21 protein-coding genes are annotated in these 26,262 nt (G+C 71.7%); 12 read left to right on the top strand and 9 right to left on the bottom strand.

Annotation, left to right across the window (positions count from 1 at the left end; genetic code table 11):
- The first annotated feature begins 38 nt into the window (after positions 1-38).
- Both G567_RS0109940 and G567_RS27940 read left to right on the top strand, forming a co-directional pair.
- Positions 39-1,208 carry an acetoin utilization protein AcuC gene (locus G567_RS0109940; RefSeq protein ID WP_028929865.1) on the top strand — a complete coding sequence of 390 codons (1,170 nt, stop codon included), beginning with the start codon at positions 39-41 and terminating at the stop codon, positions 1,206-1,208.
- A 60-nt stretch (positions 1,209-1,268) separates the two neighbouring features.
- A complete protein-coding gene (locus G567_RS27940; protein WP_084796021.1) occupies positions 1,269-4,019 on the top strand; it encodes a bifunctional acetate--CoA ligase family protein/GNAT family N-acetyltransferase in 2,751 nt (916 codons plus the stop codon).
- Between the two features lie 49 nt (positions 4,020-4,068).
- Here G567_RS27940 and G567_RS0109930 read toward each other — a convergent pair whose 3' ends face one another.
- Positions 4,069-5,718, bottom strand: coding sequence for a fumarate hydratase (locus tag G567_RS0109930; protein WP_028929864.1), 1,650 nt, complete (start codon positions 5,716-5,718; stop codon positions 4,069-4,071).
- Between the two features lie 166 nt (positions 5,719-5,884).
- Between G567_RS0109930 and G567_RS0109925 the strand changes: the two genes are divergently transcribed.
- The 4 genes from G567_RS0109925 to G567_RS0109910 all read left to right on the top strand — a co-directional run bounded on the left by G567_RS0109925 (position 5,885) and on the right by G567_RS0109910 (position 11,191).
- Entirely contained in the window at positions 5,885-8,251 is a 2,367-nt protein-coding gene (locus G567_RS0109925) for a xanthine dehydrogenase family protein molybdopterin-binding subunit (protein ID WP_028929863.1), read from the top strand.
- Between the two features lie 138 nt (positions 8,252-8,389).
- Positions 8,390-9,544 (top strand): serine hydrolase domain-containing protein, encoded by a 1,155-nt coding sequence (locus G567_RS0109920; protein WP_037056549.1) that lies wholly within the window; start codon positions 8,390-8,392, stop codon positions 9,542-9,544.
- 103 nt (positions 9,545-9,647) lie between these two features.
- Positions 9,648-10,475, top strand: coding sequence for a fumarylacetoacetate hydrolase family protein (locus tag G567_RS0109915; RefSeq protein ID WP_028929861.1), 828 nt, complete (start codon positions 9,648-9,650; stop codon positions 10,473-10,475).
- Positions 10,472-11,191 (top strand): maleylpyruvate isomerase family mycothiol-dependent enzyme, encoded by a 720-nt coding sequence (locus tag G567_RS0109910; protein WP_028929860.1) that lies wholly within the window; start codon positions 10,472-10,474, stop codon positions 11,189-11,191. The genes G567_RS0109915 and G567_RS0109910 overlap by 4 nt, the downstream gene beginning before the upstream one ends.
- Before the next feature lie 50 nt (positions 11,192-11,241).
- Here G567_RS0109910 and G567_RS0109905 read toward each other — a convergent pair whose 3' ends face one another.
- From G567_RS0109905 to G567_RS0109885, 5 genes are all read right to left on the bottom strand, one after another.
- A complete protein-coding gene (locus G567_RS0109905) occupies positions 11,242-11,937 on the bottom strand; it encodes a hypothetical protein (protein ID WP_037056546.1) in 696 nt (231 codons plus the stop codon).
- A 5-nt stretch (positions 11,938-11,942) separates the two neighbouring features.
- Positions 11,943-12,119: a hypothetical protein gene (locus tag G567_RS0109900; protein ID WP_154667136.1), complete on the bottom strand. Its 177-nt coding sequence runs from the start codon at positions 12,117-12,119 to the stop codon at positions 11,943-11,945.
- 112 nt (positions 12,120-12,231) lie between these two features.
- Positions 12,232-12,825: a nitroreductase family protein gene (locus G567_RS27935; RefSeq protein WP_051232691.1), complete on the bottom strand. Its 594-nt coding sequence runs from the start codon at positions 12,823-12,825 to the stop codon at positions 12,232-12,234.
- 212 nt (positions 12,826-13,037) lie between these two features.
- Entirely contained in the window at positions 13,038-13,901 is an 864-nt protein-coding gene (gene panB / locus G567_RS0109890; protein ID WP_028929857.1) for a 3-methyl-2-oxobutanoate hydroxymethyltransferase, read from the bottom strand.
- A 167-nt stretch (positions 13,902-14,068) separates the two neighbouring features.
- Positions 14,069-15,790, bottom strand: coding sequence for an NAD+ synthase (locus tag G567_RS0109885; protein WP_028929856.1), 1,722 nt, complete (start codon positions 15,788-15,790; stop codon positions 14,069-14,071).
- Between the two features lie 58 nt (positions 15,791-15,848).
- On the opposite strand from G567_RS0109885, the gene G567_RS0109880 reads away from it, so the two are divergent.
- The 6 genes from G567_RS0109880 (at position 15,849) to G567_RS34800 (ending at position 23,521) form a co-directional block, all read left to right on the top strand.
- On the top strand, positions 15,849-17,432 hold the full coding sequence (locus G567_RS0109880; RefSeq protein ID WP_245585604.1) for an alpha/beta hydrolase: 1,584 nt from the start codon (positions 15,849-15,851) through the stop codon (positions 17,430-17,432).
- Between the two features lie 67 nt (positions 17,433-17,499).
- On the top strand, positions 17,500-18,843 hold the full coding sequence (locus G567_RS0109875) for a glutamine synthetase family protein (RefSeq protein WP_028929854.1): 1,344 nt from the start codon (positions 17,500-17,502) through the stop codon (positions 18,841-18,843).
- Between the two features lie 127 nt (positions 18,844-18,970).
- Entirely contained in the window at positions 18,971-19,804 is an 834-nt protein-coding gene (locus tag G567_RS0109870) for a GNAT family N-acetyltransferase (RefSeq protein WP_028929853.1), read from the top strand.
- A 91-nt stretch (positions 19,805-19,895) separates the two neighbouring features.
- Positions 19,896-22,934: a bifunctional [glutamine synthetase] adenylyltransferase/[glutamine synthetase]-adenylyl-L-tyrosine phosphorylase gene (locus tag G567_RS0109865; protein ID WP_028929852.1), complete on the top strand. Its 3,039-nt coding sequence runs from the start codon at positions 19,896-19,898 to the stop codon at positions 22,932-22,934.
- Between the two features lie 51 nt (positions 22,935-22,985).
- Positions 22,986-23,204, top strand: coding sequence for a hypothetical protein (locus tag G567_RS34805; protein ID WP_161631688.1), 219 nt, complete (start codon positions 22,986-22,988; stop codon positions 23,202-23,204).
- On the top strand, positions 23,201-23,521 hold the full coding sequence (locus G567_RS34800; RefSeq protein WP_028929851.1) for a Rieske (2Fe-2S) protein: 321 nt from the start codon (positions 23,201-23,203) through the stop codon (positions 23,519-23,521). Before G567_RS34805 ends, G567_RS34800 begins: the two co-directional genes overlap by 4 nt.
- Before the next feature lie 219 nt (positions 23,522-23,740).
- On the opposite strand, the gene G567_RS0109855 is transcribed toward G567_RS34800, so the two are convergent.
- The 3 genes from G567_RS0109855 to G567_RS0109845 form a co-directional block, all read right to left on the bottom strand.
- Complete coding sequence (locus tag G567_RS0109855) at positions 23,741-24,619, bottom strand: amino acid ABC transporter permease (RefSeq protein ID WP_028929850.1); 879 nt, start codon at positions 24,617-24,619, stop codon at positions 23,741-23,743.
- A complete protein-coding gene (locus G567_RS0109850) occupies positions 24,616-25,266 on the bottom strand; it encodes an amino acid ABC transporter permease (RefSeq protein WP_028929849.1) in 651 nt (216 codons plus the stop codon). The genes G567_RS0109855 and G567_RS0109850 overlap by 4 nt, the downstream gene beginning before the upstream one ends.
- Before the next feature lie 65 nt (positions 25,267-25,331).
- Positions 25,332-26,228, bottom strand: coding sequence for a glutamate ABC transporter substrate-binding protein (locus tag G567_RS0109845; RefSeq protein WP_028929848.1), 897 nt, complete (start codon positions 26,226-26,228; stop codon positions 25,332-25,334).
- Positions 26,229-26,262: the final 34 nt, after the last annotated feature.

The raw sequence follows: 26,262 nt of genomic DNA, 5'->3' as shown, positions 1-26,262 counted from the left end.
TGGTCGGAGGGACGACGGATCCCTTACCGTCAGGGGTCATGAGCCCCCGCGCGGCTGTGGTCTGGACTCCGGACTTCCTGACCTACCAGCTCTCCGACGATCACCCGCTCAACCCGGTGCGGCTCGACCTGACGATGCGCCTGGCCACCGAGCTCGGGGTGCTGGAGGGCATCACGACCCACGCACCCGAGATCGCCGACGACACGGAGCTGACGCGGGTGCACACGCCGTCCTACCTGACGGCGGTGAAGTCGGCCCCGGTGGTGCCCTTCGGGGTGGGCCACGGCCTGGGAACCGAGGACAATCCGATCTTCCTCGAGATGCATGAGGCCAGCGCGTCGATAGCGGGGGGTTCGCTGCGGGCCGCGCAGCTGATCGCCGAGGGCCGGGCCGACCGGGCGGTGAACATCGCCGGTGGGCTGCACCATGCGATGCGCGATCGGGCCGCGGGCTTCTGCGTCTACAACGACTGCGCGATCGCGATCGCCTGGCTGCTGGAGCACGGCTACGAGCGGGTCGCCTATATCGACGTCGATGTCCATCACGGCGACGGCGTGCAGGCGGCCTTCTACGACGACCCGCGGGTCATGACGGTCTCCGTGCACCAGCATCCGCTGACCCTGTGGCCGGGCACCGGCTGGCCAGGCGAGTACGGCAGCGGTGACGGAGCCGGGTACTCGGTCAACGTGCCGCTCCCGCCGGGGACCGGGGACGCGGGCTGGCTGCGGGCGTTCAACGCGGTGGTCCCCTCGGTACTGGCGGCGTTCCGCCCGCAGGTGCTGGTCACCCAGTGCGGGGCCGACACCCACGCCGAGGACCCGCTGGCCAACCTGGAGCTGTCGGTCGACGGCCACCGGGCGATCTACGGCAGGCTCCGCGAGCTGGCCGAGACCACCGCGGGCGGGAAATGGCTGGTGCTCGGCGGTGGGGGGTACGCGCTGTTCCGGGTGGTGCCACGGTCCTGGACGCATCTGCTCGCCATCGTGCTCGACCGCGACATCAAGCCCGAGCGGCCGGTTCCGGCGGACTGGCTGGCACATGCGGCGACCCTCACCCGCCAGCCGTTGCCGAGCGGAATGACCGACGGGCAGGACCCGTCGTTCGAACCCTGGGGGGGTACGCCCGACCGGGTCGACACGGCGATCATCGACATCCGGCGGGCGGTGCTCCCGTTGCACGGCCTCGACCCCGACGACCCGCGTGACTGAGTCGCCGATCCGACCAGTTCCGCCGGCCAGAACCACGCAGTACGAAACGGAGTCCGACCCATGCAGCCGCCACCCGCCGCGCCGGCGGCGTCGACCGGCCCGGAACCCGCGGCCGGCGCCGAACCGGACCAGGCCGCCGCGTCCGAACCGAGCTACCCGCGGCACTGGGAAGCCGATGTGGTTGCCTCGGACGGCGGCATCGTGCACCTGCGGCCCATCGCGCCCAGCGATGCCGACGCGCTCGTGGACTTCCACGGGCGGCTCTCCGACCGCACCCGCTACCTGCGCTACTTCGGCCCCTACCCGCGGATCCCCCCGCGCGACCTCGAACGTTTCACCCACGTCGACCACCGCGACCGGGTGGCCTTCCTCGGTCTGCTCGGCGACGAGATCATCGCGGTCGGCCGCTACGAGGGGCTCAGTGGCGACGCCGCCGGCGGTGACAAGCCCCGCTCCGCCGAGGTGGCGTTCGTGGTCCGCGACGACCACCAGGGCCGCGGGCTCGGTTCGATCCTGCTCGAACACCTCGCGGCGGCGGCCAGGGAGAACGGCCTGCGCCGCTTCGAAGCCGAGGTCCTGGTGGAGAACCACCAGATGGTGCGGGTGTTCCGGGACGCGGGCTACCAGGTCAGCCGAGCCTTCGCCGAGGGGGTGCTGCACCTGGAGTTCGACATCGACCCCACCGAGCGTTCGCTGGCCGTCCGGGACTCCCGGGAGCAGGCCGCCGAGGCGCGCAGCGTGCACAACCTGCTGCATCCGCGTTCGGTCGCGGTGATCGGCGCGTCCACCGACCCGTCCAAGATCGGTCACGCGATCTTCCAGAACATGTTGCGCGGCAACTTCAGCGGTGCGGTGTATCCGGTCAACTCCGGCGGCAGCCGGGCGCGGTCGGTACGGGGGGTGCGTGCCTATGCCTCGGTCACCGACATCCCCGACGAGGTCGACCTCGCCGTCGTCGCGGTGCCGGCGGCGGGGATAGACGAGGTCATGGACTCCTGCCTGGCCAAGGGGGTCAAGGCGCTCATCGTCATCAGCTCGGGGTTCGCCGACGCCGGCTCCGACGGCTCGAGCGCGGAACTGCGGATGGTGGAGGCCGCACGGGCGCACGGGATGCGCGTGGTCGGGCCCAACGCCCTCGGCGTGGCCAACCCCGCGTCCGGCGTGCGACTCAACGCCACGCTGGCGCCGTACCTGCCGCGCGCGGGCCGGGTCGGGTTCTTCTCCCAGTCCGGTGCACTGGGGATCGCGTTACTGGCGACGGCGACCAAACGCGGTCTTGGGCTTTCGACGTTCGTCTCGGCGGGTAACCGCGCCGACGTCTCGGGCAACGACCTGCTCCAGTACTGGCAGACCGATCCGGACACCGATGTCGTGCTGCTGTATCTGGAGACGTTCGGCAACCCGCGCAAGTTCGGCAGGCTGGCGCGGCGGCTGGCACGGACCAAGCCGATCGTGGCGGTGAAGAGCGGGCGGCACACGGATCCGCGGCGGCGGCGGGCCACCGCCGTGCCGATCGACGACGCCAGCGTGCAGGCCCTGTTCGAGCAGTCCGGCGTGATCCGGGTCGGCTCGGTGGCGCAGCTGTTCGACACCGCGCTGCTGTTGGCCTATCAGCCGCTGCCGGCCGGGCCGCGGGTCGCGGTCGTGGGGAACTCGACGGCGCTGGGTGTCCTGGTCACCGATGGGCTGCTCGACGTGGGCCTCGAGGTCGCCGGCGAGCCGGTGGACGTCGGCGCTTCCGCCAGCCCCGATCAGTTCGCCGCGGCGGTCGCCGAGGCGATCTCGGCGGAGGGCACCGACGCGCTGGTCGCGGTGTTCGTGCCGCCGGTCGCGACCCCGGGTGCGGCGTACGCACGCGCGCTGCGGGAGGCCGTCGCGGGCTCGGAGAAGCCGGTGGTGACCACGTTCCTGGCGGTTGAGGGGGTGCCGGAGGAGCTTGCCGTGCCGCGCCGGGACGGCACCCCGGGCCCGGGCTCGGTGCCCAGCTACCCGAGCCCGGAGCGTGCGGTCGCGGCGCTGAGCAGGGTGATCCGCTACGCCCGTTGGCGGGCCGAGCCGGTGGGGGAGTTCGTGACCCCGGAGGGCACCGATAGCGAGCGGGCCCGGGAGCTGGTGGCGCGGCTGGGGGCGCGCACGCAGCACGCGCTGCGCGACGCCGACGTCGCGGAGCTGCTGGGCTGCTACGGCATCGAGGTCGCCCCCTTCCGGCGGGTGAACGGGGTGGAGGCCGCGGTGGCCGCCGCGGACGAGCTGGGCTACCCGGTCGCGGTCAAGGCGGTCGCGGAGCGCTGGCGGCACCGCACCGATCTGGTGGGTGTCCGGCTCGACCTCGGCGCGCCCGCCGGGGTCGCCCGCGCCTACCGTGAGCTGGCGGCCGTCACCGGCTCCGCCGAGGTCTACGTGCAGCGGATGGCGCCCAAGGGATTGTCCTGCGTGCTGGAGATCGTCGACGACCCCTCGTTCGGCTCGCTGCTGTCGTTCGGGCTGTCCGGGATCGCCACCGAGCTGCTCGGCGACCGCGCCTACCGCGTCGTGCCCGTCTCGACCACCGATGCGGCATCACTGGTGCGGGCGCCGCGGGCGGCACCGCTGCTGGAGGGCTACGGCGGCACCGAACCGGTCCGGCTCGGCGCGCTCGAGGACCTGGTGCTGAAGGTGGGGAAGATCGCCGAGGAGCTCCCCGAGGTGCGGTCGCTGGCGCTGAACCCGGTGCTCGCGTCCGCCGACGGCGCGTTCGTCACCAGCGCGCGGGTCGTGCTCGGCCCGCCCCCGACCCGCGACGACACCGGCCCACGTCGCCTCGGCCGGTGAGTGCGTAACAGTGTTCTAACACTGTTACGCACTCACCGGGGGTGGGCGGCTAGGAGCTGAACTGCACGTTCAGCAGCGGCCTGCTCACCTCGGCGAAGAAGTCGTTCCCCTTGTCATCCACCACGACGAACGCGGGGAAATCCTCCACCTCGATCTTCCAGACCGCCTCCATGCCGAGCTCGGGATACTCCAGCACGTCGACGCGCCGGATGCAGTCCTGCGCCAGCCGCGCGGCCGGACCGCCGATCGAGCCGAGGTAGAACCCGCCGTGCCGGGCACAGGACTCGGTGACCTGCTTCGACCGGTTGCCCTTGGCGAGCATGACCAGCGAGCCGCCGGCGGCCTGGAACTGGGCGACGTAGGAGTCCATCCGCCCGGCGGTGGTCGGTCCGAAGGAGCCGGACGGGTAGCCGTCGGGGGTCTTGGCCGGGCCGGCGTAGTAGACCGGGTGGTCGCGCAGGTAGGCGGGCATCGGCTCGCCCGCCTCCAGTCGCTCGGCGATCTTCGCGTGGGCGATGTCGCGGGCGACGACCAGCGGGCCGGTCAGCGACACGCGGGTCTTCACCGGCAGCGTCGAGAGCTGCTCGCGGATCTGCGCCATCGGGCGGTGGAGATCGACCTGCACGACCTCGTCGGAGAGGTCGTCGGCCTGCGTATCGGGCAGGAACCGGGCCGGGTCCCGCTCGAGCTGTTCGAGGAACACCCCCTCGGGGGTGATCTTCGCCTTCGCCTGCCGGTCGGCCGAACAGGACACCGCGATGCCGACCGGGAGCGACGCGCCGTGCCGCGGCAGCCGGATCACCCGCACGTCGTGGCAGAAGTACTTCCCGCCGAACTGCGCGCCGATCCCGAACTTGCGGGTCAGCTCCAGCACCTGCTGTTCGAGGCCGCGGTCCCGGAAGCCGTGCCCGAGCTCCGAACCGGACGCCGGGAGTGTGTCGAGGTAGTGGGCCGAGGCGAGCTTGGCCACCTTGAGGGTGTACTCCGCCGACATGCCGCCGACCACGACCGCCAGATGGTAGGGCGGGCAGGCGGCGGTGCCCAGCGAGCGCAGCTTCTCGTCGAGGAACGCGGCGAGCCTCTTCGGGTTCAGCAGCGCCTTCGTCTCCTGGTAGAGGAAGGTCTTGTTGGCCGAGCCGCCGCCCTTGGCCAGCACCAGGAACTCATATCGCGGCGCCTGCCCCGGCGCGCTGTACAGCTCCACCTGCGCGGGCAGGTTCGTCCCGGTGTTGCGCTCCTCCCAGAACGACAGCGGTGCCATCTGCGAGTAGCGCAGGTTGAGCTCGGCGTAGGCCTGGTGGACGCCGCGGGAGATCGCCTGCTCGTCCTCGCCCCCGGTCAGGACGGTCTCGGTGCGCTTGCCGACGACGATCGCGGTGCCCGTGTCCTGGCACATCGGCAGCACCCCGCCCGCCGCGACGCAGGCGTTGCGCAGCAGGTCGGTCGCGACGAACCGGTCGTTGGGGGACGCCTCGGGGTCCTCGACGATCGCCCGCAGCGACGCCAGGTGCGCCGGTCGCAGCAGGTGCTGGATGTCCGTGATCGACTCGCGGACGAGCGCGGTGATCGTGTCCGGCGGAATCTCCAGGAACCTCCGGCCTGCGGCCTCGACGACCTTCCCGGCCGGCAGACCGAGCTCTCGATACTCGGTCTCGTCCGCGCCGAGGGGCAGTACGTCGGTGTGGTGGAACTCGGGCATGCGACGAACGTACCGGAGCGCCCTGAGCTGGTCGGGAGGCCGGACCGGCCCCCGACCAGTCATCGTCAACCTCGACAACGAACCTGTGGTGATCGAATGACCAGGTTGATCACCACAGGTTCGTTGTCGACGGCGGCGGCGTTCGGGAGGTCGTAATGTGCGTCACATGGCGGGATCGATTTTCGGGACCCGGGTGCGCCGGGTCGAGGACCTTGCCCTGATCACCGGTGCCTCGACCTTCGTCGGCAACCTGCACCGCGACGGGCTGCTGCATGCGGCGTTCGTCTGCTCGCCGCTGGCCCACGCCGAGATCAACGGCATCGACACCCGCGCCGCCGCATCGGCGCCGGGAGTGGTCGCCGTGTTCACCGCGGCGGACCTCCGGCTGCCCGCGCATCACGGGTTCATGGTGCTGAACCCCGAGCTGCCGCGCCCGCCGCTGGCGACCGATCGGGTGCGGTTCGTCGGTGAGGCCGTGGCGCTGGTGGTCGCGGAGTCGGTGGCCGCGGCCGCCGACGCGGCGGAGCTGGTGGAGGTCGACTACGAGCCGTTACCCGCGGTCGTCGACATGGAGGCGGCGTTGGAACCGGGAGCCCCGCTGCAGTTCCCCGACTACGGATCGAACCGGGTCGCCGGAGCCCGTTCGTCGCCGGATCCCGACCCGCTGGCCGGCGCCGAGGTGGTGGTGCGGGCCCGGATGGTCAACCAGCGGGTGGCGGTGGCGCCGATGGAGGGCAACGCCATCCTCGCCGATCCGGGCGGTGACGACGAGCACGATCTCGTGGTGCACGTGTCGACGCAGATGCCGCACGGGTTCCGCGACCAGCTGTGCGGGGTGTTCGGGCTGGACGCGCCGCGGGTACGGGTGATCGCCCCGCATGTGGGCGGGGCATTCGGCGGCAAGGCGGGGCTGCTCGCCGAGCACACCGCCACGATCGGCGCCGCACGGGCGCTGGACCGTCCGGTGGCCTGGGTGGAGAGCCGCTCGGAGAACCTGGTGTCGATGCCGCACGGGCGCGGCCAGATCGGCTACTACGAGCTGGGCCTGACCCGGGAGGGGAAGATCACCGGCCTGCGGGCGCGGGTGGTGGGCGACGCCGGCGCGTACGCGGGTTTCGGCGGGGCGCTGCCGATGTACATGACCTACATCATGGCGCCGGGGGTCTACGACATCCCGGCGGTGGGTTTCGACGTCGCGGTGGCGGTCACGAACACCACCGCAATGGGGGCCTTCCGTGGTGCCGGACGGCCCGAGGCGGCCGCGCATCTGGAACGTCTCATGGATCTGGCCGCGGCCGCGCTGGGCGTGGATCCGGTGGAGCTGCGCAGACGCAACTTCCACGACCCGGCGGCGTTCCCACTGACGACCGCGGTGGGCGCCCGGTACGACTCCGGTGACTACGACCTGCCGTTGCGCGAGGCGCTGCGGCTGGCCGGCTACGAGAAGCTGCGGGAGGAACAGGCCGCCCGCCGCGAGCGCGATGATCCGGTGCAGCTGGGTATCGGGGTCAGCGTCTACGTGGAGATCACCGCGGGCGAGGGGTCGGAGTTCGGGTCGGTGCGGGTACACCCCGACGGGTCGGCCACGGTGTCGGCCGGTACCTCCGCGCACGGGCAGGGGCACGCGACGGCGTTCGCGATGCTCGCCGCCGACACCCTCGGCATCCCCCTGGAGAAGATCACCTTCTCCCAGTCCGATACCGCGGCCGTGCCGCGCGGCGGGGGAACCGGGGGGTCGCGATCGCTGCAGATGGGTGGCAGCGCGGTGCACGCGGCCGCGGTCGACGTGCTGGATCGGGCGCGCCGGCGCGCGGCGGCGCTACTGGAGGCGGCGGTGGACGACGTCGAGCTCACCGGGGACGGCGAGTTCGCGGTGGCCGGGGTGCCCGGCGCGACGGTGACGTGGCAGCAGGTGGCCGGGGCTGCACGGGAGGCCGGGGAGGAGCTCTCCGCCGGGATCGACGCGCGCCAGGACGGGGCGACGTTCCCGTTCGGGGCGCACGTCTCGGTCGTCGAGGTCGACACGCAGACCGGAAGGGTGCGCCCGGTGCGCCATGTCGCGGTCGACGACTGCGGGCGGATCCTCAATCCCCTGCTGGTGGAGGGTCAGCAGCACGGCGGGCTGGCCCAGGGGATCGCGCAGGCGCTCTACGAGGAGGTCCTCTTCGACGCCGAGGGACAGCCCCTGACCGCGACGCTGGCCGACTACCGGATGCCCAGCGCGGCGGACCTGTGCCCGTTCGAGACCGCGACCACCGAGACCCCGACGCCGTTGAATGTGCTGGGCGCGAAGGGAATTGGTGAGTCGGCGACGATCGGGTCGACCCCGGCGGTGCAGAACGCCGTGATCGACGCGCTGAGCCACCTCGGGGTGCGTCACATCGATCTGCCCTGCACGCCGCAGCGGGTGTGGCGCGCGGTGCGCGAGGCGTGCGCCGGCCGGCCGGTCGACCCGTGGCGCGAACCCCCCGCGGTGTTCGCCGACCTCCCGGTTCGCGGTGCCGCCGAGGGCGAGGAGCCCGGAACGATCTAGGTTCTCGTCTTTCGGTCAGATTGCGGTGGCCACGATCGGAGGGGTTCGCCGGGGTCCGTTGACGGCGCCGGACGTCCGGACGATGGTGGGGCCGGCGCCACCCAACGGCGCCCCACTCGGAGGCAAGGGGGAACGGCCGTGACGTCGAGCATCTATCAGGTCCTGCAGTGCGCTGTCGAGAGCGGCGCGGTTCCGAACGTGGTGGGGATCGCGGCGGACCGCAACGGCGTGATCTACGAGGGGGCGGCGGGCCCGCGGGAGGCCGGGGGAAGCGACCCGGTCGGTCCGGACAGCAGCTTCCGGATCATGTCCATGACGAAGATGGTGGCGACCGTCGCCGCGCTGCAGCTCGTCGAGCGCGGCAGTCTGGAGCTGGACGCGCCGATCGATCACTACCGGCCGGAATGGGCCGACCTGCAGGTCCTCGAGGGCTTCGACGGCGACACCCCGAAGCTGCGGCCCGCGGCGAGCCGGGCCACGGTGAAGCAGCTGATCACTCACACCACCGGTCTCGGCTACTGGTTCTGGAATGCCGACCTGCTGCGTTGGGAGCAGGTCACCGGGACGCCGAACGTGCTGTCCGGGGCCAACGTCATCTTCACCGCCCCGTTGACCGCCGATCCGGGGACCACCTTCCAGTACGGCACCAACATCGACTGGCTGGGCCGGGTGATCGAGACGGCGAGCGGGACGAGCCTTGATGTCTTCGTGAAGGAGAACATCACCGCACCGCTGGAGATGGACGACACGGCGTTCCTGATGAGTCCCCAGCAGCGGGCGAACTCGGTCCCGGTCCATCTCAAGGGCGAGGACGGCAGCTGGGCGCCCAGCGAGATCGATCTCAACCAGAACCCCGAGTACTTCGCGGGCGGCCACGGGCTGCACTCGACGCCGCGGGATTACCTGCAGTTCCAGCGGATGCTGCTGGGCGACGGCACGGTCGAGGGCACCCAGATCCTGCGCCCGGAGACGGTCGATGCCGCCTTCACCAGCCAGATCGGCGACCTCGAGTTCCCACCCGCGCTCCCGACCGCCGACCCGACCGCCACCTGTGACTTCAACCTCGGACCGGGCTTCAAATGGGGCTACGGGCTGTTGCTGACCACCCGGGACATCCCGGGAATGCGCCGGGCCGGCAGCGGGGCGTGGGCCGGTCTGTGCAACACCCATTTCTGGGTGGATCGGACCACCGGGATCACCGGGGCGATCTACAGCCAGTTCCTCCCGTTCGCGGCGCCGGAGTCGCTGGACATGTACGCGGACTTCGAGAAGGCGTTGTACGCCTCGCGGTAGCGCGCTGGGGTGATCAGGGGGTGGGGCGGCTCCGTCCCACCCCCTGATCACTGTGACCGGTCCGACGCGGGCAGACTGCCGGGCAGCGTATGGAGGAGGAACGATGAGGTTGGCCACCATCCGCACCGCGACCGGGACACGAGCGGTGCGGATCGACGCGAACAGCGCGGTGGAGACGGGAGAGACCGACCTGCGGGCGCTGCTCTCCCGCCCCGACTGGGCCGCGCACGCCGCGTCCGCGGCCGGGCCCGCGCATCCGATCGACGGGCTGGACTACGCGCCGCTGGTGCCGTCGCCGGAAAAGATCATCTGCGTCGGCCTGAACTACCGCGACCACGTCGCGGAGATGGGCAACGAGCTGCCCGCGTACCCGACGCTGTTCGCGAAGTTCGCCCCGGCGCTCGTCGGTGCCTACGACGACATCCTGCTGCCCGCGGTGTCCGAACAGGTCGACTACGAGGCCGAGCTGACCGTCGTGATCGGCCGTCCGGTCCGGCACGCCGACGCCGAGCGGGCCGTCGCCGCGATCGCCGGCTACACCGTGCTCAACGACGTGAGCGTGCGCGACTACCAGAACCGCACCAAGCAGTTCCTGCAGGGCAAGACGTTCGAGCGCTCGACCCCGCTCGGGCCGGTCCTGGTCACCCCCGACGAGCTACCGGAAGGCGGCTGGGCGATCAGTAGCACGATCGACGGCGAGGTCATGCAGTCCTCGACGACCGACCAGCTCGTGTTCAGCGCCGTCGACCTGGTGCGCTACATCTCGACCATCGTCACGCTCAACCCCGGCGATGTCATCGCCACCGGCACCCCGGGCGGGGTCGGCCACGCCCGCAAACCCCCGCGCTATCTCACCGACGGCGCCGTGCTCGTCACCTCGATCGCCGGGGTGGGGAAGTGCCGCAACACCTGTCGCAAGGAGAAACCGTGAGCCACACCGTGGCCGAAGCGCTCGCCTGGGCCGCGGACGGCGCCGCGCACCTGCGCGGGCTGATGGTGCGGCTGGGCGACGAGGCCTTCGCCGCTCCGTGCGCGCTGCCCGGATGGAGCCGCGCCCACCTGCTCACCCATATCGCGCGCAACGCCGACGCCATGATCAACCTGCTGACCTGGGCCCGCACCGGCACCGTCACCCCGGCCTACGCGAGCCGCGAGCAGCGCGACGCCGACATCGCGGCGGGAGCGCGGCGATCGCCCGCCGAGATCCGCGACGATGTCGTGGAGACGTCGGACAAGCTCGCGAAGGCGGTCAAGGCGATGCCGGCGTCGGCCTGGTCCGCGACCGTGCGCAACGTGGCCGGCCAGGAGGTCCCCGCCAGCGAGATCCCGTGGCTGCGGGCACGGGAGATGTGGATCCACGCCGTTGATCTCGACGTCGGGGCCTCGTTCGCCGACCTGCCGGCGCCGATGATGTACGACCTGCTGACCGAGGTCACCGAGACGCTCGCGCAGATGCCGGACGCGCCTGCGGTGCGGCTGATCGCGACCGACCACGATCAGGAGTGGTCGGTCGGGCCGGCCGCCGGTGCGGTGTCGGTCCGGGGCCCGGTGGCCGATCTCGTCGGCTGGGCGCTCGGTCGCACCCGAAGCCGGTCGTTGCGCGCCGACGACAGCCGTCCCCTGCCGGAGCTGCCCCTGTGGATCTGACCTGTGGATCTGACCTGTGGATCTGACCCGGGAGCGGTCCTCACGGCGCGTCAGTCCTTGCGGCGGGTCAGCTCGTCGAGGCGGGCCTGCACATCGTCGAGGCGGGCCTGCAGCAGCGCCACCTCGGCGCTGAGCACGGCGACCGCTCCTGCCGCCGATGGGTCCGGCGTCGCCGAGAGCGGGGCGACCGGTCCGGTCGGTGGCCCGTCGGTGGTGACGGTGACGTCGCCGCCGGCGAGCCGGCCGAACGTGTCCGGATCGAGGACCGGCCGGACTCCCGCACACGACCCACAGACCGGGACCAGCCGTCGCCAGCCGATGCTTCCGGTTCCCGAATCGGCCAGCACCTCCCCTCGGCGGCCGCATTCGCAGCGGCCGATCCGGACCGCCCGGACCCGCTGCCGGGCGTAGCGCAGCCCGCGCTCATAGCGACGGTAGCGACCCGACACCGCCACCTCGAGCAGCACCGCGCCCCGGTACTCCGGCTCGCAGGCCAGATCGCGGGCCGCGGTGATGTCGTGGAAGCAGTAGAACCCGCAGTCGCACCAGCGCGAGGGGCAGGCGTGCCGGGATCCGTGCACGCAGAGGGCGTCATCGATCGCGCGGTAGACGTGCGCGCGGCCGAGTGTCACCCCGCTGAACCCGGTGCTCGTGCCGTCGGCCGACAGCATCGGGTAGGCCAGCTTGAACCCCGGCAGCGGCTGGTCGGAGTGCTCGCGCGGGGTGCGGCTGGCCGACCAGGCCACCGTCGTCAGACCCGCGCGGACCGTTCGGCCCGCGGCGCGGTGCGCTCGGCCTCGGTGTGCCCGGCGTCGGCTGCACGGACGGCGGTCCGCTCGGACGTCATCTCCGGCGCGGGCGCGTGCTGCACCTGTTCGGCTTCCGGATCGGCGGCGAACCCGTCGGCCAGCTTCCTGCCCAGTCTCATGGCGCCTCCTGCGAACTCGACGGACGCGAAATCCGGTCCCATCAGGCTGGCCGTATTGCGGCCGGTTGTCCAGGGGCGAGCGACAACCCGCTTCAGGACCACCCGCGAGGGGTCAGCTCAGCCGGCTGACCGGAACGTCGTGCGGGCTGCGGGGCGGTCGTGCGGAACCCGCGGGAGTTCCCAGGTAGATCCATCCGGTCACGTCCTCGTGATCGGCCAGTCCGAGGTGGGCGCGCACCTTCGGGGCCTCGCCGAACCAGCCGGTGCGCCACATCGCGCCGTATCCCAGCGCGTCGGCGGCGAGCACGAGCCCGTAGGCGACGCACGCCGCCGAGGCCTGCTGTTCCCATGCCGGAATCGTGGGGTGCCCCACGGGGCTGCTCACCACCACGACGATCATCGGCGCCCGCTGTGCCTTGGCCCGGATGCGATCCAGTGCGTCCGGGCCGGCACCCGGGTCACGCTCGGCGAGCCCGGCGGCGAACGCGTCACCGAGCGGTCCGAGGGCGGCGGTGTCGATCACGATGAACCGCCACGGCCGCAGCCGCCCGTGATCCGGGGCCGAGCAGGCCGCGGTGAGCAGGGCGTGCAGGTCGTCCGCCGACGGTGCGGGTGCGGTGAGCGCCGGGCAGGAGCGGCGGTCGCGCAGCGGCGCCAGCGGGTCGGACCCGGAACCCGGTTCGGCTCTCGGCTCAGGCCTCGTCACGTCGGTCAACTCCCTACCCGGTGTCGGATGGATGTGAGGCTACCCTCATCCGCCCGAACCCCTCGGTCCCCCCCGCGTCCTCCCCGCGAGTCGCGGTGTTTCCGCGACCGAGTCGGGGTGTCATCGAGCTGGTTCCCCGCACGGGCGCGCCTCGGGGCCCGCGCCCGTGCGGGTTGCTGTGGGGCAGGGGCGGCCGCGGCCGCCCCTGCCGATCAGGAGTAGGAGTGTTCCGCGTCGGGGTAGGCGCCGCCGCGCACCTCGTCGCCGAATCGACGCGCCGCGTCGAGCAGGATCCCGCCGAGGTCGGCGTAGGGCTTGACGAAACGCGGCTTGCGACCGCGGTTCATCCCGGCCATGTCCGACCAGACGAGCACCTGCGCATCGCACTCCGGGCCGGCGCCGATCCCGATCGTCGGGATGCGCAGCTCGGCGGTGATCCGCTTCGCCACGTCGGCCGGGACCATTTCGAGCACCACCGAGAACGCGCCCGCCTCCTGGAGGACCAGTGCGTCCTCGACCAGCCGCTCACCTGCTCCGCCGCGACCCTGGACGCGGAATCCGCCCAGCGCGTGCTCACTCTGGGGGGTGAAGCCGAGATGGGCCATCACCGGAACGCCGGAGGCGGTGAGGGCCTCGACCTGCGGGACGAACTGTGCCCCGCCCTCGAGTTTGACGGCGTGCGCGCCGCCCTCCTTCATGAACCGGAACGAGGTCTGGAGCGCCTGCGCGGGCGAGACCTGGTAGCTGCCGAAAGGCAGATCGGCGACGACCAGCGCGGTCTTCGCCCCGCGCACCACCGCCTTGACCAGCGGCATCAGCTCGTCGACCGTCACCGGCAGCGTGTTCTCGTAGCCGTAGACGTTGTTGGCGGCCGAGTCGCCGACGAGCAGCACCGGGATTCCGGCCTCGTCGAAGATCTCGGCCGAGTACATGTCGTAGGCGGTGAGCATCGGCCAGCGTTCGCCGCGCTCCTTGAGTTCGCGCAGGTGGTGGATGCGGGTCCGCTTCGGCCGGGACGGTGCCCGGTAGGGTGACTGATCCTCGGCCGCGCGCGGGCTGTTCGCGTCAGCAGACATCATCGTCCGTCCTCCCTCGAGGCCCGTGTCACGGGTCCCCGGGTCGTCAGGGGCTGAGGATTGAAGCCTGCCATCGCGGCGGGGCGGCGGCACCGCTCTGGGACGAGGTTCACATGCCGGAAGACCCCGACTCGCGCTCGGAAATACCACGACTCGCGGGGGAGGGGTCAGGGGCGGTGTTCGCGCCAGGAGTTGGTGATGGGCAGCCGCCGATCCCGGCCGAACGCCTTGAGGCTGATCTTGGTGCCGGGCGGGTACTGGCGCCGCTTGTACTCGGCGCGGTCGACCATTCGCACGATATTCTCGATGACGATCGGGTCGAACCCGGCGGCGACGAGGTCGTCGAAGCCGCGGTCGGACTCCACATAGTCGTCGAGCACGTCGTCGAGCAGGGCATAGTCGGGCAGCGAGTCGGAGTCGAGCTGGCCGGGGCGCAGCTCCGCCGACGGTGGTTTCTCGATCGAGCTCGGGGGGATCGGCGGGGTCTCGCCGCGCTTGCAGGCCTGTTCGTCGCGCCAGCGAGCGAGCTTCCAGACCAGGGTCTTGGGTACATCCTTGATCGGCGCGAAACCGCCGACGGCGTCGCCGTAGATCGTGGAGTAGCCGACCGCGAGCTCGGACTTGTTACCCGTCGCGAGCACCAGGTGACCGTCGCGATTGGACAGTGACATGAGCGCCATACCCCGGCAGCGCGCCTGCATGTTCTCCTCGGCGAGCCCGCTCAGGTGCAGCTGGTCGACGAAGGCCGTCACCATGCCGGCGATCGGCTCGACCCGGTAGTGCAGCCCGGTCCGCTCGGCGAGGTCGGCCGCGTCGTGGCGGGAATGCTCGGAGGAGTACTCCGAGGGCATCGAGACGCCGTACACGGCGTCGGCGCCGAGCGCGTCGACCGCGAGCGCGGCGACCAGCGCCGAGTCGATCCCGCCGGACAGTCCGAGGATCACCGACCGGAACCCGTTCTTGCGCACGTAGTCGCCGAGCCCGGTGACCAGCGCCTGCCAGACCTCGGCCTCCTCGGGGAGCGGCTCGGCGACGCCCGGGTCGCCGACCGGCCCGCGCTCGACGGCCTCGACCCCCTCGACGGTGCGCCGCCGCACCTCGAAACCGGCCGGCCGGGCGTCCGAGGGTGACCGGCCGCCCGGCAGGTCGAGATCGATCACGAGCAGATGCTCGACGAACTGTGGCGCCCGGGCCAGCACCACCCCGGAGGCGTCGACCACCATCGAGTCGCCGTCGAAGACCAGCTCGTCCTGCCCGCCGACGAGATTGACGTACGCGATCGGGGCGGCGGCCTCGCGGGCGTGCGTGGCCACGAGTTCACCGCGCACGTCGCCTTTGGCCCGCTCGTAGGGCGAACCGTTGAGGCACAGCAACAGGTCGAGCCCGACCTCGCGGTACGCGGCCACCGGGCCGCCGTCCTGCCAGATGTCCTCGCAGATCACCACGCCGAGATCGACGCCGCGGTAGCGGATCACCGGCAGATCGTCACCGGCGTGGAAGTAGCGGAACTCGTCGAAGACGCCGTAGTTGGGCAGATGGTGCTTGTGGTAGCGGTCCACGACCGCGCCGCGGTGGATGATCGCCGCCGCGTTGCGCGGCCCGACCTCGTCCGCGTCGAGATAGCCGACGACGACGAGCAGCTCGCCGAGCCCCGCCGCGGCCAGCGCGCCGGGCAGGGCGTCCAGCGCGCGCCGCGACGCGGTGCTGAAGGACTCGCGCAACGCGAGGTCCTCCACGGGATAGCCGGTCAGCACCATCTCGGGCAGCAGTACGATATCGGCATTCTCCTCCGCGGCCCGCCGACACGACTCGAGCACGAGCCGGGAGTTCCCGGCGAGATCGCCGACGCACGCGTTGACCTGAGCGAGGGCGAGGCGGAGCTGGGGCATACCTCCATCATCGCGCACCGCCGCCGGCGCCGGGGTGCAACGCTGGCATGCTGGGCCGGTGTCCCTCCGACGCACACGCTCCTTCGCCCTGACCGTCGTGGTCTGCGCCGCGGTCTTCACCACGGCCTGCACCGTCGCGTCGCCCGGCTCCCCGAGCCCGGTGGCGTCCACGGCACCGGACGCGGCGCTGCAGCCGTTCTATGACCAGAAACTGTCGTGGGGGCCGTGCGCGCCGTACGCGACGACCGCCACCGATCGCACCGCATTCGCCAACCCGAAGTTCGACTGCGCCAGGTTCGAGGTGCCGCTCGATTACACCAAGCCCGACGGCGAGAAGGCCGAGATCGCGGTGCTCCGGCAGAAGGCACTCGACCAGGACGCGCGCATCGGCTCGCTGCTGATGAACCCGGGCGGGCCGGGCGCGTCCGGGATGAGCGCGCTGACCAGCATCGTCAGCGGCGGGATCGGAGGCGGCCCGCTCGCGCAGCGGTTCGACCTGATCGGATTCGATCCGCGCGGGGTCGGGGCGAGCATGCCGAAGATCGACTGTCTCACCGATGCGGAGCAGGACGCGGAGCGGGAGAAGACGTTCGCCGACCCGTCGCCGGCCGGGGTCGCGGCCGCCGATGCGAACAGCGAGCTGTACGCCCAGCGGTGCACCGAGCGGGTCGGTACCGAGGTGCTGGCGAACGTCGGCACCCGCGATGTCGTCCGGGACATGGACATCCTGCGCGCCGTGCTCGGCGACGCGAAGCTCAACTATCTCGGCTACTCCTACGGCACCAGGATCGGCTCGGCCTATGCCGAGGAGTTCCCCGGCAACGTGCGGGCGCTGGTTCTCGACGGCGCGCTGGACCCGCAGCAGAGCACGATCGACCGGGCCGTCGACCAGAACGCCGGCTTCCAGGGCGCCTTCGACGCGTTCGCCGCCTGGTGCTCGCAGCAGCAGACGCCCTGCCCGCTCGGGCAGGACCCGAAGCAGGCCACCACGGTGTTCCAGGCGTTGGTCCGGCCGCTGATCGACAACCCGCTTCCGGCCGGGCCGGGGCGGGTGCTCAGCTTCGCCGACGCGCAGACCGGGGTCTCCCAGGCCCTCTACGTCTCCGCCGCGTATCCGATCCTGTTCCAGGGCATCGCCGGCCTGGCCACCGGTGACGGGGAGACCCTGTTGCGGCTCGCCGACTTCTACTACGACCGCGCCCCGGACGGACGGTACTCCAACACGATCGAGGCGTTCACCGTGATCAGCTGCGTCGACGAGGAGCGCATCACCGACCGGGCTCAGGTCGCCGAGCTCAACCGCCGCGCCGACGAGGTCGCGCCGTTCCGCAGCACCGGCCGCGGCCCGGTCAACTCGCTGGACCCGTGCGCGTTCTGGCCGGTGCCACCGACCAGCAAGCCTCATGTCCCGCAGGTCTCGGGGCTGCCGCCGACGCTGGTCATCTCGGTCACCGGGGACCCGGCCACACCGTATGAGGCCGGTATCGACCTGGCGAAGGCGCTGGACGGGCGGCTGCTCACCGTCGAGGGCAACCAGCACACCGCGGCGCTGCAAGGCGATCAGTGCACCGACGAGATCGTCACCCAGTACTTCATCGACCTGGTGCTTCCTCCCGAGGGGGCGCAGTGCAAGCTCGCGTGATCGCGGGTCGCAGATCCGGACCCCGACGAAACATGGCCGTAACAGGGTGTTCCTAGGCTCGGCGACCATGGACCGCCAGCAGGAATTCGTGCTGCGCACGCTCGAGGAACGCGACATCCGCTTCGTGCGGCTGTGGTTCACCGACGTGCTCGGCTATCTCAAATCGGTGGCGATTGCACCCGCCGAGCTGGAGGGTGCGTTCGCCGAAGGCATCGGCTTCGACGGCTCCGCGATCGAGGGCTTCGCGCGCGTGTACGAGTCGGACATGGTGGCGCGCCCCGATCCGTCGACGTTCCAGGTGTTGCCCTGGGAGTCGTCGTCGGGCGGGCACTACTCGGCGCGGATGTTCTGCGATATCGCGATGCCCGACGGCTCGCCGTCGTGGGCCGATCCGCGGCATGTGCTGCGCCGGGCGCTGTCGCGGGCCGGTGAGGCCGGGTTCACCTGCTATGTGCACCCGGAGATCGAGTTCTACCTGCTGCGTGACCTGCCCGAGGACGGCAGCCCGCCCGTCCCGGCCGACTCCGGCGGCTATTTCGACCAGGCCAGCCACGACATCGCGCCGCACTTCCGGCGTAATGCCATCGAGGCGCTGGAGTCGATGGGCATCTCGGTGGAGTTCAGTCATCACGAGGGCGGTCCGGGCCAGCAGGAGATCGACCTGCGGTACGCGGACGCGCTCACCATGGCCGACAACATCATGACCTTCCGGTACGTGGTGAAGGAGGTCGCGATGACCCAGGGAGTGCGGGCATCGTTCATGCCCAAGCCGTTCACCCAGCATCCGGGTTCGGCGATGCACACCCACTTCAGCCTGTTCGAGGGTGATCGCAACTCCTTCTTCGACCCCGGCGACCCGTACGAGCTGTCCGCGACCGGCAAGGCGTTCGTCGCCGGGGTGCTGCGGCATGCCCGGGAGATCGCCGCGGTGACCAACCAGTGGGTCAACTCCTACAAGCGCCTGATCATCGGTGGCGAGGCCCCGACCACGGTCTGCTGGGGACACGCCAACCGGTCCGCGCTGGTCCGGGTGCCGATGTACTCGCCGGGCAAGGCGTCCAGCGCTCGGGTGGAGATCCGGACGCTGGACTCGGCGTGCAACCCGTACCTGGCGTTCGCGGCGATCCTCGGGGCCGGGCTGACCGGGGTGCAGAAGGGCTACGATCTCGTGCCCGCCGCCGAGGACGACGTGTGGTCGCTCACCGAAACCGAGCGGCGCGCGATGGGCTACGAGTCGATTCCACAGAACCTCACCGAGGCGCTCGGGGCGATGGAGCATTCGGAGCTGGTCGCGGAGATCCTCGGCGAGCACGTCTTCGACTTCTTCCTGCGCAACAAGCGTGCGGAATGGGACGCCTACCGGCGCAACGTCACGCCCTACGAGCTGGCGACCTACCTGCCGGTGCTCTGACTCATCGCTCAGGCCACAAGCCCCGGTGAGTGCGTAACAGTGTTCTAACACTGTTACGCACTCACCGGTGGTCCGAGCTGTGGGAATCCGGTCGCGGGAAGAGCGGAGCGCGGGCCACCCTGGGCGGGTGGACGTCCGGCTGCACGACGATCTCGCGGGCTTCGCCGCGCTCGCGGGTCCGCTGTACGACGCCGACCCCGTGCGCCACACCATCGCCCACACCGCATTCGACGCGGTGCGGCACGGCGCGGCGACGCCCGCGTTGCTGCTCACGGTGTACCGGCGCGGCGAGGTGACGGGGGCGGCGCTGCGGGTGGTGGGCCGGCCGCTGCTCGTCTCCGCGCTCCCGCCGGCCGTGGCCACCGCCGCCGACGCCGCGGCCGCGGCCGATCCCGATCTGGACGCCGCGACCGGGCCGGTCACCGAGGTGGAGGCCTTCGCCGCGGCGCACGCCGCCCGGACCGGGTCGGCGGTGCACGTCGCGATGCGCCAACGGTTGTTCCGGCTCCTGACGCTGTGCCCGCCGCGCGGGGTTGCGGGTTCGGCGCGCCCGGCCGAAACCGGCGACGTCGACCTGCTCACCCGGTGGTACGGGGCGTTCGCCGCCGAGGCCGTCCGCGAACTGGCAGCGGTGCCGGAGAACCCCCGCCTGGAGGTGGCGGACGCGGTGCGCCGCGGCGGGGTGCTGCTGTGGGAGGCCGACGGCTCACCGGTCGCATTTGCCGTGGCCCGACCCCCGGTGGCGGGCATGTCGCGGATCGGGCCGGTCTACACCCCGCGGGGGCACCGCGGACGCGGGTACGGCTCGGCCGTCACGGCCGCAACGGCGGCCTGGGCACGGCAGGCGGGGGCCCGTGACGTCGTGCTGTTCACCAACCTGGCCAACCCCGTCAGCAACGCGATCTATCCGCGGATCGGCTTCCACCCGGTCCTGGACGCCCTCGAAGTCGCCTTCCGGTAGCCGCGCCGGCTGGGTCGGCACCCGGATGAGCGCACGGTGTCGCCAATGAGGGGCCGCGATGCGGGGTGCTGATGCGGCAGGATCGATTCCTGTGACGGATCGGCGTTCGGGTACCTCGCTGGCCCGCCTGGGACTCACCGAGCCCCGGGCCGAGGCGACACTGGAGCGGCTCGGCTGGTGGCGCGGCGACGGGCCGGTCGAGGGTGCCGGGCCGATCATGTGGGCGCTGGCCCGCAGCCCCGATCCGAACCTGGCGCTGCGCACGGTCGACCGGCTTGCCGCCGCACCCGAATGGGACACGATCGACGCCGAGCTGCGCACCGATCTCGGGCTGCGCGGACGGCTCTTCGGGCTGGTGGGCGGCTCGACCGCGTTGGGGGATCATCTCGTCGCCCATCCGGATCGGTGGCCGATGCTCGCCGACGGCCCGGACCGCAACAATCCGCCGCCCGACCGGGCCCGGCGCACCGCGAACCTGCTGCGGGCCGTCGGTGCCGATCCCGCGGCCCCGCCCGCGGGGACCCCCGGCGGCGGGCGGGCCGTGCTCACCGGTGCCGCGGCCGTCTCCGCGCTGCGCATCGCGCACCGCGACGAGCTGCTCGGGCTGGCCGGTGCCGACCTCGCCGCCGTCGGCGAGCCGTCGCTGCCGGTGATGGAACTCGACGACGTCGCCGCGCAGCTCGCCGACATCGCCGTCGCCGTGCTGCGGGCAGCCCTCGCGGTCGCCGTGGCCGAGGTCGACCCCGACGGCGAGGCCGGCACCCGGCTGGCGATCATCGCGATGGGCAAATGCGGTGGCCACGAGCTCAACTACGTCTCGGACGTCGACGTGATCTTCGTGGGCGAACCGGCCGATGCGACCGCGACCAGGCTCGCGAGCCGGGTGCTGCGGATCGCGGGTGAGGCGTGTTTCCAGATCGACGCCAACCTGCGCCCCGAGGGCCGCCACGGCGCGCTGGTTCGCACCCTGGACGGCCATCTGTCGTACTACAAACGCTGGGCCAAGACGTGGGAGTTCCAGGCGTTGCTCAAGGCCCACCCCGCCGCCGGTGATCCCGAACTCGGCCGGGAGTACGCCGAGGCCGTCGCCCCGCTGGTGTGGAACGCCGCCGACCGCGACGACTTCGTCGCCGACGTGCAGGCGATGCGCAGGCGGGTCGAGGCGCACGTGCGGCCCGACCACGCCGGGCGGCACCTGAAGCTGGGTCCCGGCGGGCTGCGCGACGTCGAGTTCGCCGTGCAGCTGCTGCAGCTGGTGCACGGGCGCACCGACGAAGCGTTGCGGCGATCCTCCACACTGGAGGCGCTGCGCGCGCTGTCCGAGCGCGGCTACGTCGGCCGCGAGGACGGCGCCAACCTGGCCGCGTCCTACCGCTTCCTGCGGCTGCTGGAGCACCGGTTGCAGCTGCAGCGGATGCGCCGCACCCATCTGTTCCCGGCCGAGGACGACACCGACGCACTGCGCTGGCTCGCCCGCGCCGCCCGGATCCGCACCGACGGGCGCCGCGACGTCGTCGAGATGCTGCTCGCCGAGTGGAACCGCAACGCGCATCGGGTTCGCCGGTTGCACGAGAAGCTGTTCTACCGGCCGCTGCTCACCGCGGTCTCGCGGTTGCCCGCGAACGCCGCCCGGCTCTCGGAGTCGGCGGCGAAGGCCCGACTCGCCGCGCTGGGCTGGGCCTCGCCCGAGGGGGCGCTCAACCATCTGCGGGCGCTCACCGGTGGGGTGTCGCGGGCCGCGGCGATCCAGCAGACGCTGCTGCCGGTGCTGCTCGACGAGCTGGCGACCAGCCCCGACCCCGACCGCGGGCTGCTCGCCTACCGCCGGGTGTCCGAGGCGCTGGCGACGACGCCGTGGTACCTGCGGCTGCTGCGCGACGAGGGCGCGGTGGCACAGCGGCTGATGAAGCTGCTCGGCACGTCCGCGCTCGTCCCGGACCTGCTGGTGCGAGCCCCGGAGGTGTTGCGCCTGCTGGCCACGCCCAGTTCCGGGCGCGGCGACGAGCTGATCAAGGACCCGGCCGAGGTGGCCGCGTCGCTGCGCACCGCCGTGGCCCGCCAGCCCGACCTCGCGGCCGCCACGGCCGCCGCCCGCTCGCTGCGCCGCCACGAGCTGCTGCGCATCGCCTGTGCCGACCTGCTCGGGCTGCTGCCGATCGAGCAGGTCTGCGGGGCGCTGAGCTCGGTCTGGGTGGCCGTGCTGCAGGCGGCCCTGGACAGCGCCGAGCGTGCGCTGGCCCGGCCGGGCCCCCCACCCGCCCGGATGGCGGTGATCGGGATGGGCCGGCTCGGCGGGGCGGAGCTGGGCTACGGCAGCGACGCCGACGTGCTGTTCGTCTGCGAGCCGACCGGCGAGACGAGCGACCACGAGGCGGTCCGGTACGCGACCGGCCTCGCCGAGACCGTCCGCCGCCAGCTCGGGGCGCCGAGCCCGGATCCGGCGCTCGTCGTCGACGCCGATCTGCGTCCCGAGGGACGGTCCGGACCGCTGGTCCGCACGCTCGGCTCGTACCGCGAGTACTACGCGCGCTGGTCGGAGGTGTGGGAGGCCCAAGCGCTGCTGCGGGCCCGGCCGGTCGCCGGGGACGCCGCGCTGGGCAGGCGGTTCGTCGAGCTCATCGACCCGATCCGGTATCCGGCCGATGGGCTTCCCCCGGCCGCGGCGACCGAGATCCGGCGGATCAAGGCCCGCGTCGACGCCGAGCGGCTGCCCCGCGGGGCCGATCGTGCCACCCACACCAAGCTGGGCAGCGGGGGGCTCGCCGACGTCGAGTGGACGCTGCAGCTGCTGCAGCTCCAGCACGTCGGCTCCGTTCCGCAGCTGCGCACGACCTCCACTCTGGACGGGCTGCGGGCGGCCGCCGCGGCGGGCCTGATCAGCCACGAGGACGCCGCCGAGCTGGCCGCCGGGTGGACGATCGCGACCCGGGCGCGCAACGCGGTGATGCTGGTCAAGGGGAAGCCGGGCGACCAGCTGCCGCGCTCAGGCCGGGACCTGGCGGCGGTGGCCAGCGCACTGGGCTATCCGGCCGACGGCGACCCGGGTGTGTTCCTCGACGAGTACCGCCGCACCACCCGTCGCGCCCGCGCCGTCGTGGAACGCGTCTTCTACGGTGCGCCCCGGACGTAGCCGGGTCACGCCGGCCGACGCGGTGCGGGTGCTGCCGGGGACGAGAACCACGTGCCACCCTTACCGGGTGCTGCCGGATCTTCTCTGCCCGGTGCTGGTCGGCCGCGGCGCCGTCGGCGCGGCCGGCTGCTCTCGCTGGCCGGGACGGCGCTCGCCGGGGCGGGCGCGACGTTGGGCGGACATCTGGGCTATCACCAGGCGGTCGGCGCGAACCGGGGTGGGGAAGCGCAACTGCTCGGCCCGGGCGACTGGCGGCCGCTCGGCCGGTGACCGCCCTTCCCGAGGGTGAGCTGGTCCGGCGGGTGGTCGGCGACGTGCCCGTCCTCATCCTTCGCCGCGGCGACGATGTCGCGGTCCGATCCGATCGCTGCCCGCATATGGCGGGGCCGCTCCATCAGGGCACGCCCAGCGGAACCGACGGCGACATCTGCGTCACGTGCCCATGGCACGGCAGCGTCTTCCGGCTGTCCGACGGCGCCGTGGTGCACGGGCCGGCCACCGCGTCGCTACCCGGGTTCGAGACCCGCACCGAGGACGGACGGTTGGAAGTGCGCGTCGTCGCGGTGCCCGGGCTACCCGTCGAGTAGCGCCGGAACGGATCGGCGAATCCGGGTCGGGTCCGCCAACTGCCGCCCCATGATCAACAGTTGGGCGGCGGTCGCCGCGCTTTCGCGGCCCCCGCCTCCCAAACGCCGATCACGAGCCGGGTGCCGCGCTTCACCCGGCTGCCGGGTCGTGGACTCGACCGTGTTGGGCCGTGCCTTGTGCGGTGGGGCCGTGCCTTGTGCGCGATCTCGTCCGATTGCTCAGCCGCCGCCTGCGGCACCGGTGTCGACGGCGCCGGCGGCGGCGGGCGGGGCGGCGGTGGTCCGCGAACGCGACAACCGGCGCTCGACGGCCTCAGCGAGCCTGCCCAGCGAATAGTTGATCAGAATGAAGATCAACGCGACGACGGTGTAAATCTGGATCGGGTTGTGCAGGTTCTGGATGATGATGTTGGCTGTGCGGACGAACTCCTCGTAGCTGATGATGAAGCCCAGCGAGGTGTCCTTGACAATCACCACCATCTGGCTGATCAGCGCCGGCAGCATGACCCGGAACGCCTGGGGGAGCAGGATCGAGCCCAGCACCTGGCTGCGCCGCAGCCCCAGGGAGTAGGCGGCCTCCGACTGGCCGCGCGGCAGGGAAGCGATGCCGGCCCGGACGATCTCCGCGATGACCACGCAGTTGTAGGCCGTGAGGCCAATGACGAGATACCACAGGGTCGGGAGGGTCAGCCCGGCCTCGGGGAGCACCCGGGCGGCGAAGAAGATCGCGATGACGACGGGCACGCCCCGCAGAAATTCGATCACGGTGACGACCAGCCAGCGGTACCAGCGCGCGGCGGTCACGCGGGTGACGGCGAGTGCGGTCCCGATGACCAACGAGAAGACCAGAGTCAGCCCGGCGGCCACGAGCGTTGCGACCAGTGCTCGGCCGAGCAACTCCCAGACCGGGGCGAAGCTCGAATTGGCGGGGTTGAGCAGCGGACCCCAGCGCTCGGCGGAGAACTGACCCTGGCCGGCCAGCTGTACCAGGACCAGCGCGATCACCACCAGTACGATGGCCCCGGCGACGACACTGGAGATCATCGTGCGGCGCCGGGTGACGGGTCCCGGTGCGTCGTAAAGAACGGAACTGGTCATCGCGCGAGCGCCGTCCTTCGTTCAATGGCGGCGAGGGCGATTCCCGCCGGGATCGTCAACACGAGGTAGCCCAGCAGCACCCCGGTGAGCACACCCACCGCCGCGTAGCCCTGAGCCGAGGTCAGCTGCAGGCCGACCGAGTACAGGTCGCCTCCCACGCCGAACGCCCCGACGATGGCCGAGTTCTTGATCATGGCGATGATCACGCTGCCCAGCGGCGGAACAACGGTCCGCAACGCCTGGGGCAACACGACGAGCGACAGCGTCTGGGAGAACGTCAGCCCCACGGCCCGCGCCGCCTCCGCCTGGCCGGGGGCGACGGAGTTGATGCCGCTGCGGACGGCCTCGCAGACGAACGCACTGGTGTACATCGTCAAGCCCGTCACACCGAACCAGAAATACGACCCGTTCACCCCGACCTCGGGAAGTCCGAAGGCAACGGCGAACAGTACGACGGCCAGCGGGGTGTTCCGGAACACCGTCACCCAGCCGCTGCCCACGGCACGCAGCGGAGCCAGTGGCGAGACCCGGAAGCCGGCCAGGAGCGTTCCGAGGACCAGGGACCCGATGGCGGCGAAGACGCAGATCCGCAGCGTCTGCAGGAAGCCCTGCACGTACAGCGGGAACTGCTCGAGGATGACCCCCACGACACTTCCTCCTGCCGAGCGGGACGGCGGCCGAGGGCCGCCGTCCCGCTCGAACGGATCGGGCCTCAGCTACACGGATCGGCGGGCGGCAGCGTCGGTGTCTGCGGCGACACCGCGCCCGCGGTGCTCTTCCACGCCGCCTCGTACGAGCCGTCGGCCGCGGCATCCTTCAGGGCAGTGTTGATGAACTCGCAGAACTTCACGTCGCCCTTGGGAATGCCGATGCCGTAGGGCTCCTCGGTGAACTGCTTGCCGACGAGCTTGAACGCGCCCTCGCTGGCCTCGACCAGGCCGAGCAGGATGACGTTGTCCGTGGTGACCGCGTCGACCTGGCCGGTGCGCAGCGCATCGGCGCACTTGGAGTACACATCGAACAACACGAGGTTCGCCTGGTCGACGTACTCCTGGATGGTCACCGACGGCGTCGAACCCGTGACCGAGCAGACCTTCGCGTTCGCGGCCTTCAACGACTCCGGCCCGGTGATCGTCGTGTTGTCGGACTTGACCATCAGGTCCTGGCCGGCGATGTAGTACGGACCGGCGAAGCTGACCCGCTCCTTGCGCTTGTCGTTGATGGTGTAGGTGGCGACGACCATGTCCACCCGGTTCTGCTCGATCGCCTCCTCTCGGGTCGCCGACGGAGTCTCGGTGTAGGCGATCTTGTCGGCGGGGATGCCGAGCTTGGCACCGATGATCTTCGCGATTTCGACGTCGAACCCGGCGGGCTTTCCGTCGAGACCCTTCAGCCCGAACAGCGGCTGGTCGAACTTGGTGCCCACGCGGATCGTGCCGGCCTTGGCGAGCCTGTCCATAGTGGTGCCGGCCTCGAACGTCACGTCCTGGGCGACCGTCGGCCCGTCGCCCGCGGAGCCCGGTGAGGGGGACTGACCACCGCAGGCGGTGGCCGTGAGCACGAGGGCCGCCGCGACCGCGGCGACCCGGGCGAGGTGAGAAAGGCGCATGGGGGTGGTGTCCTTCCTGACGGGATGCGCGGGA

The organism is Pseudonocardia asaccharolytica DSM 44247 = NBRC 16224 (genome assembly GCF_000423625.1).
Classification (GTDB): Bacteria; Actinomycetota; Actinomycetes; order Mycobacteriales; family Pseudonocardiaceae; genus Pseudonocardia; species Pseudonocardia asaccharolytica.
This window is presented reverse-complemented; position numbering and strand designations above follow the sequence as displayed.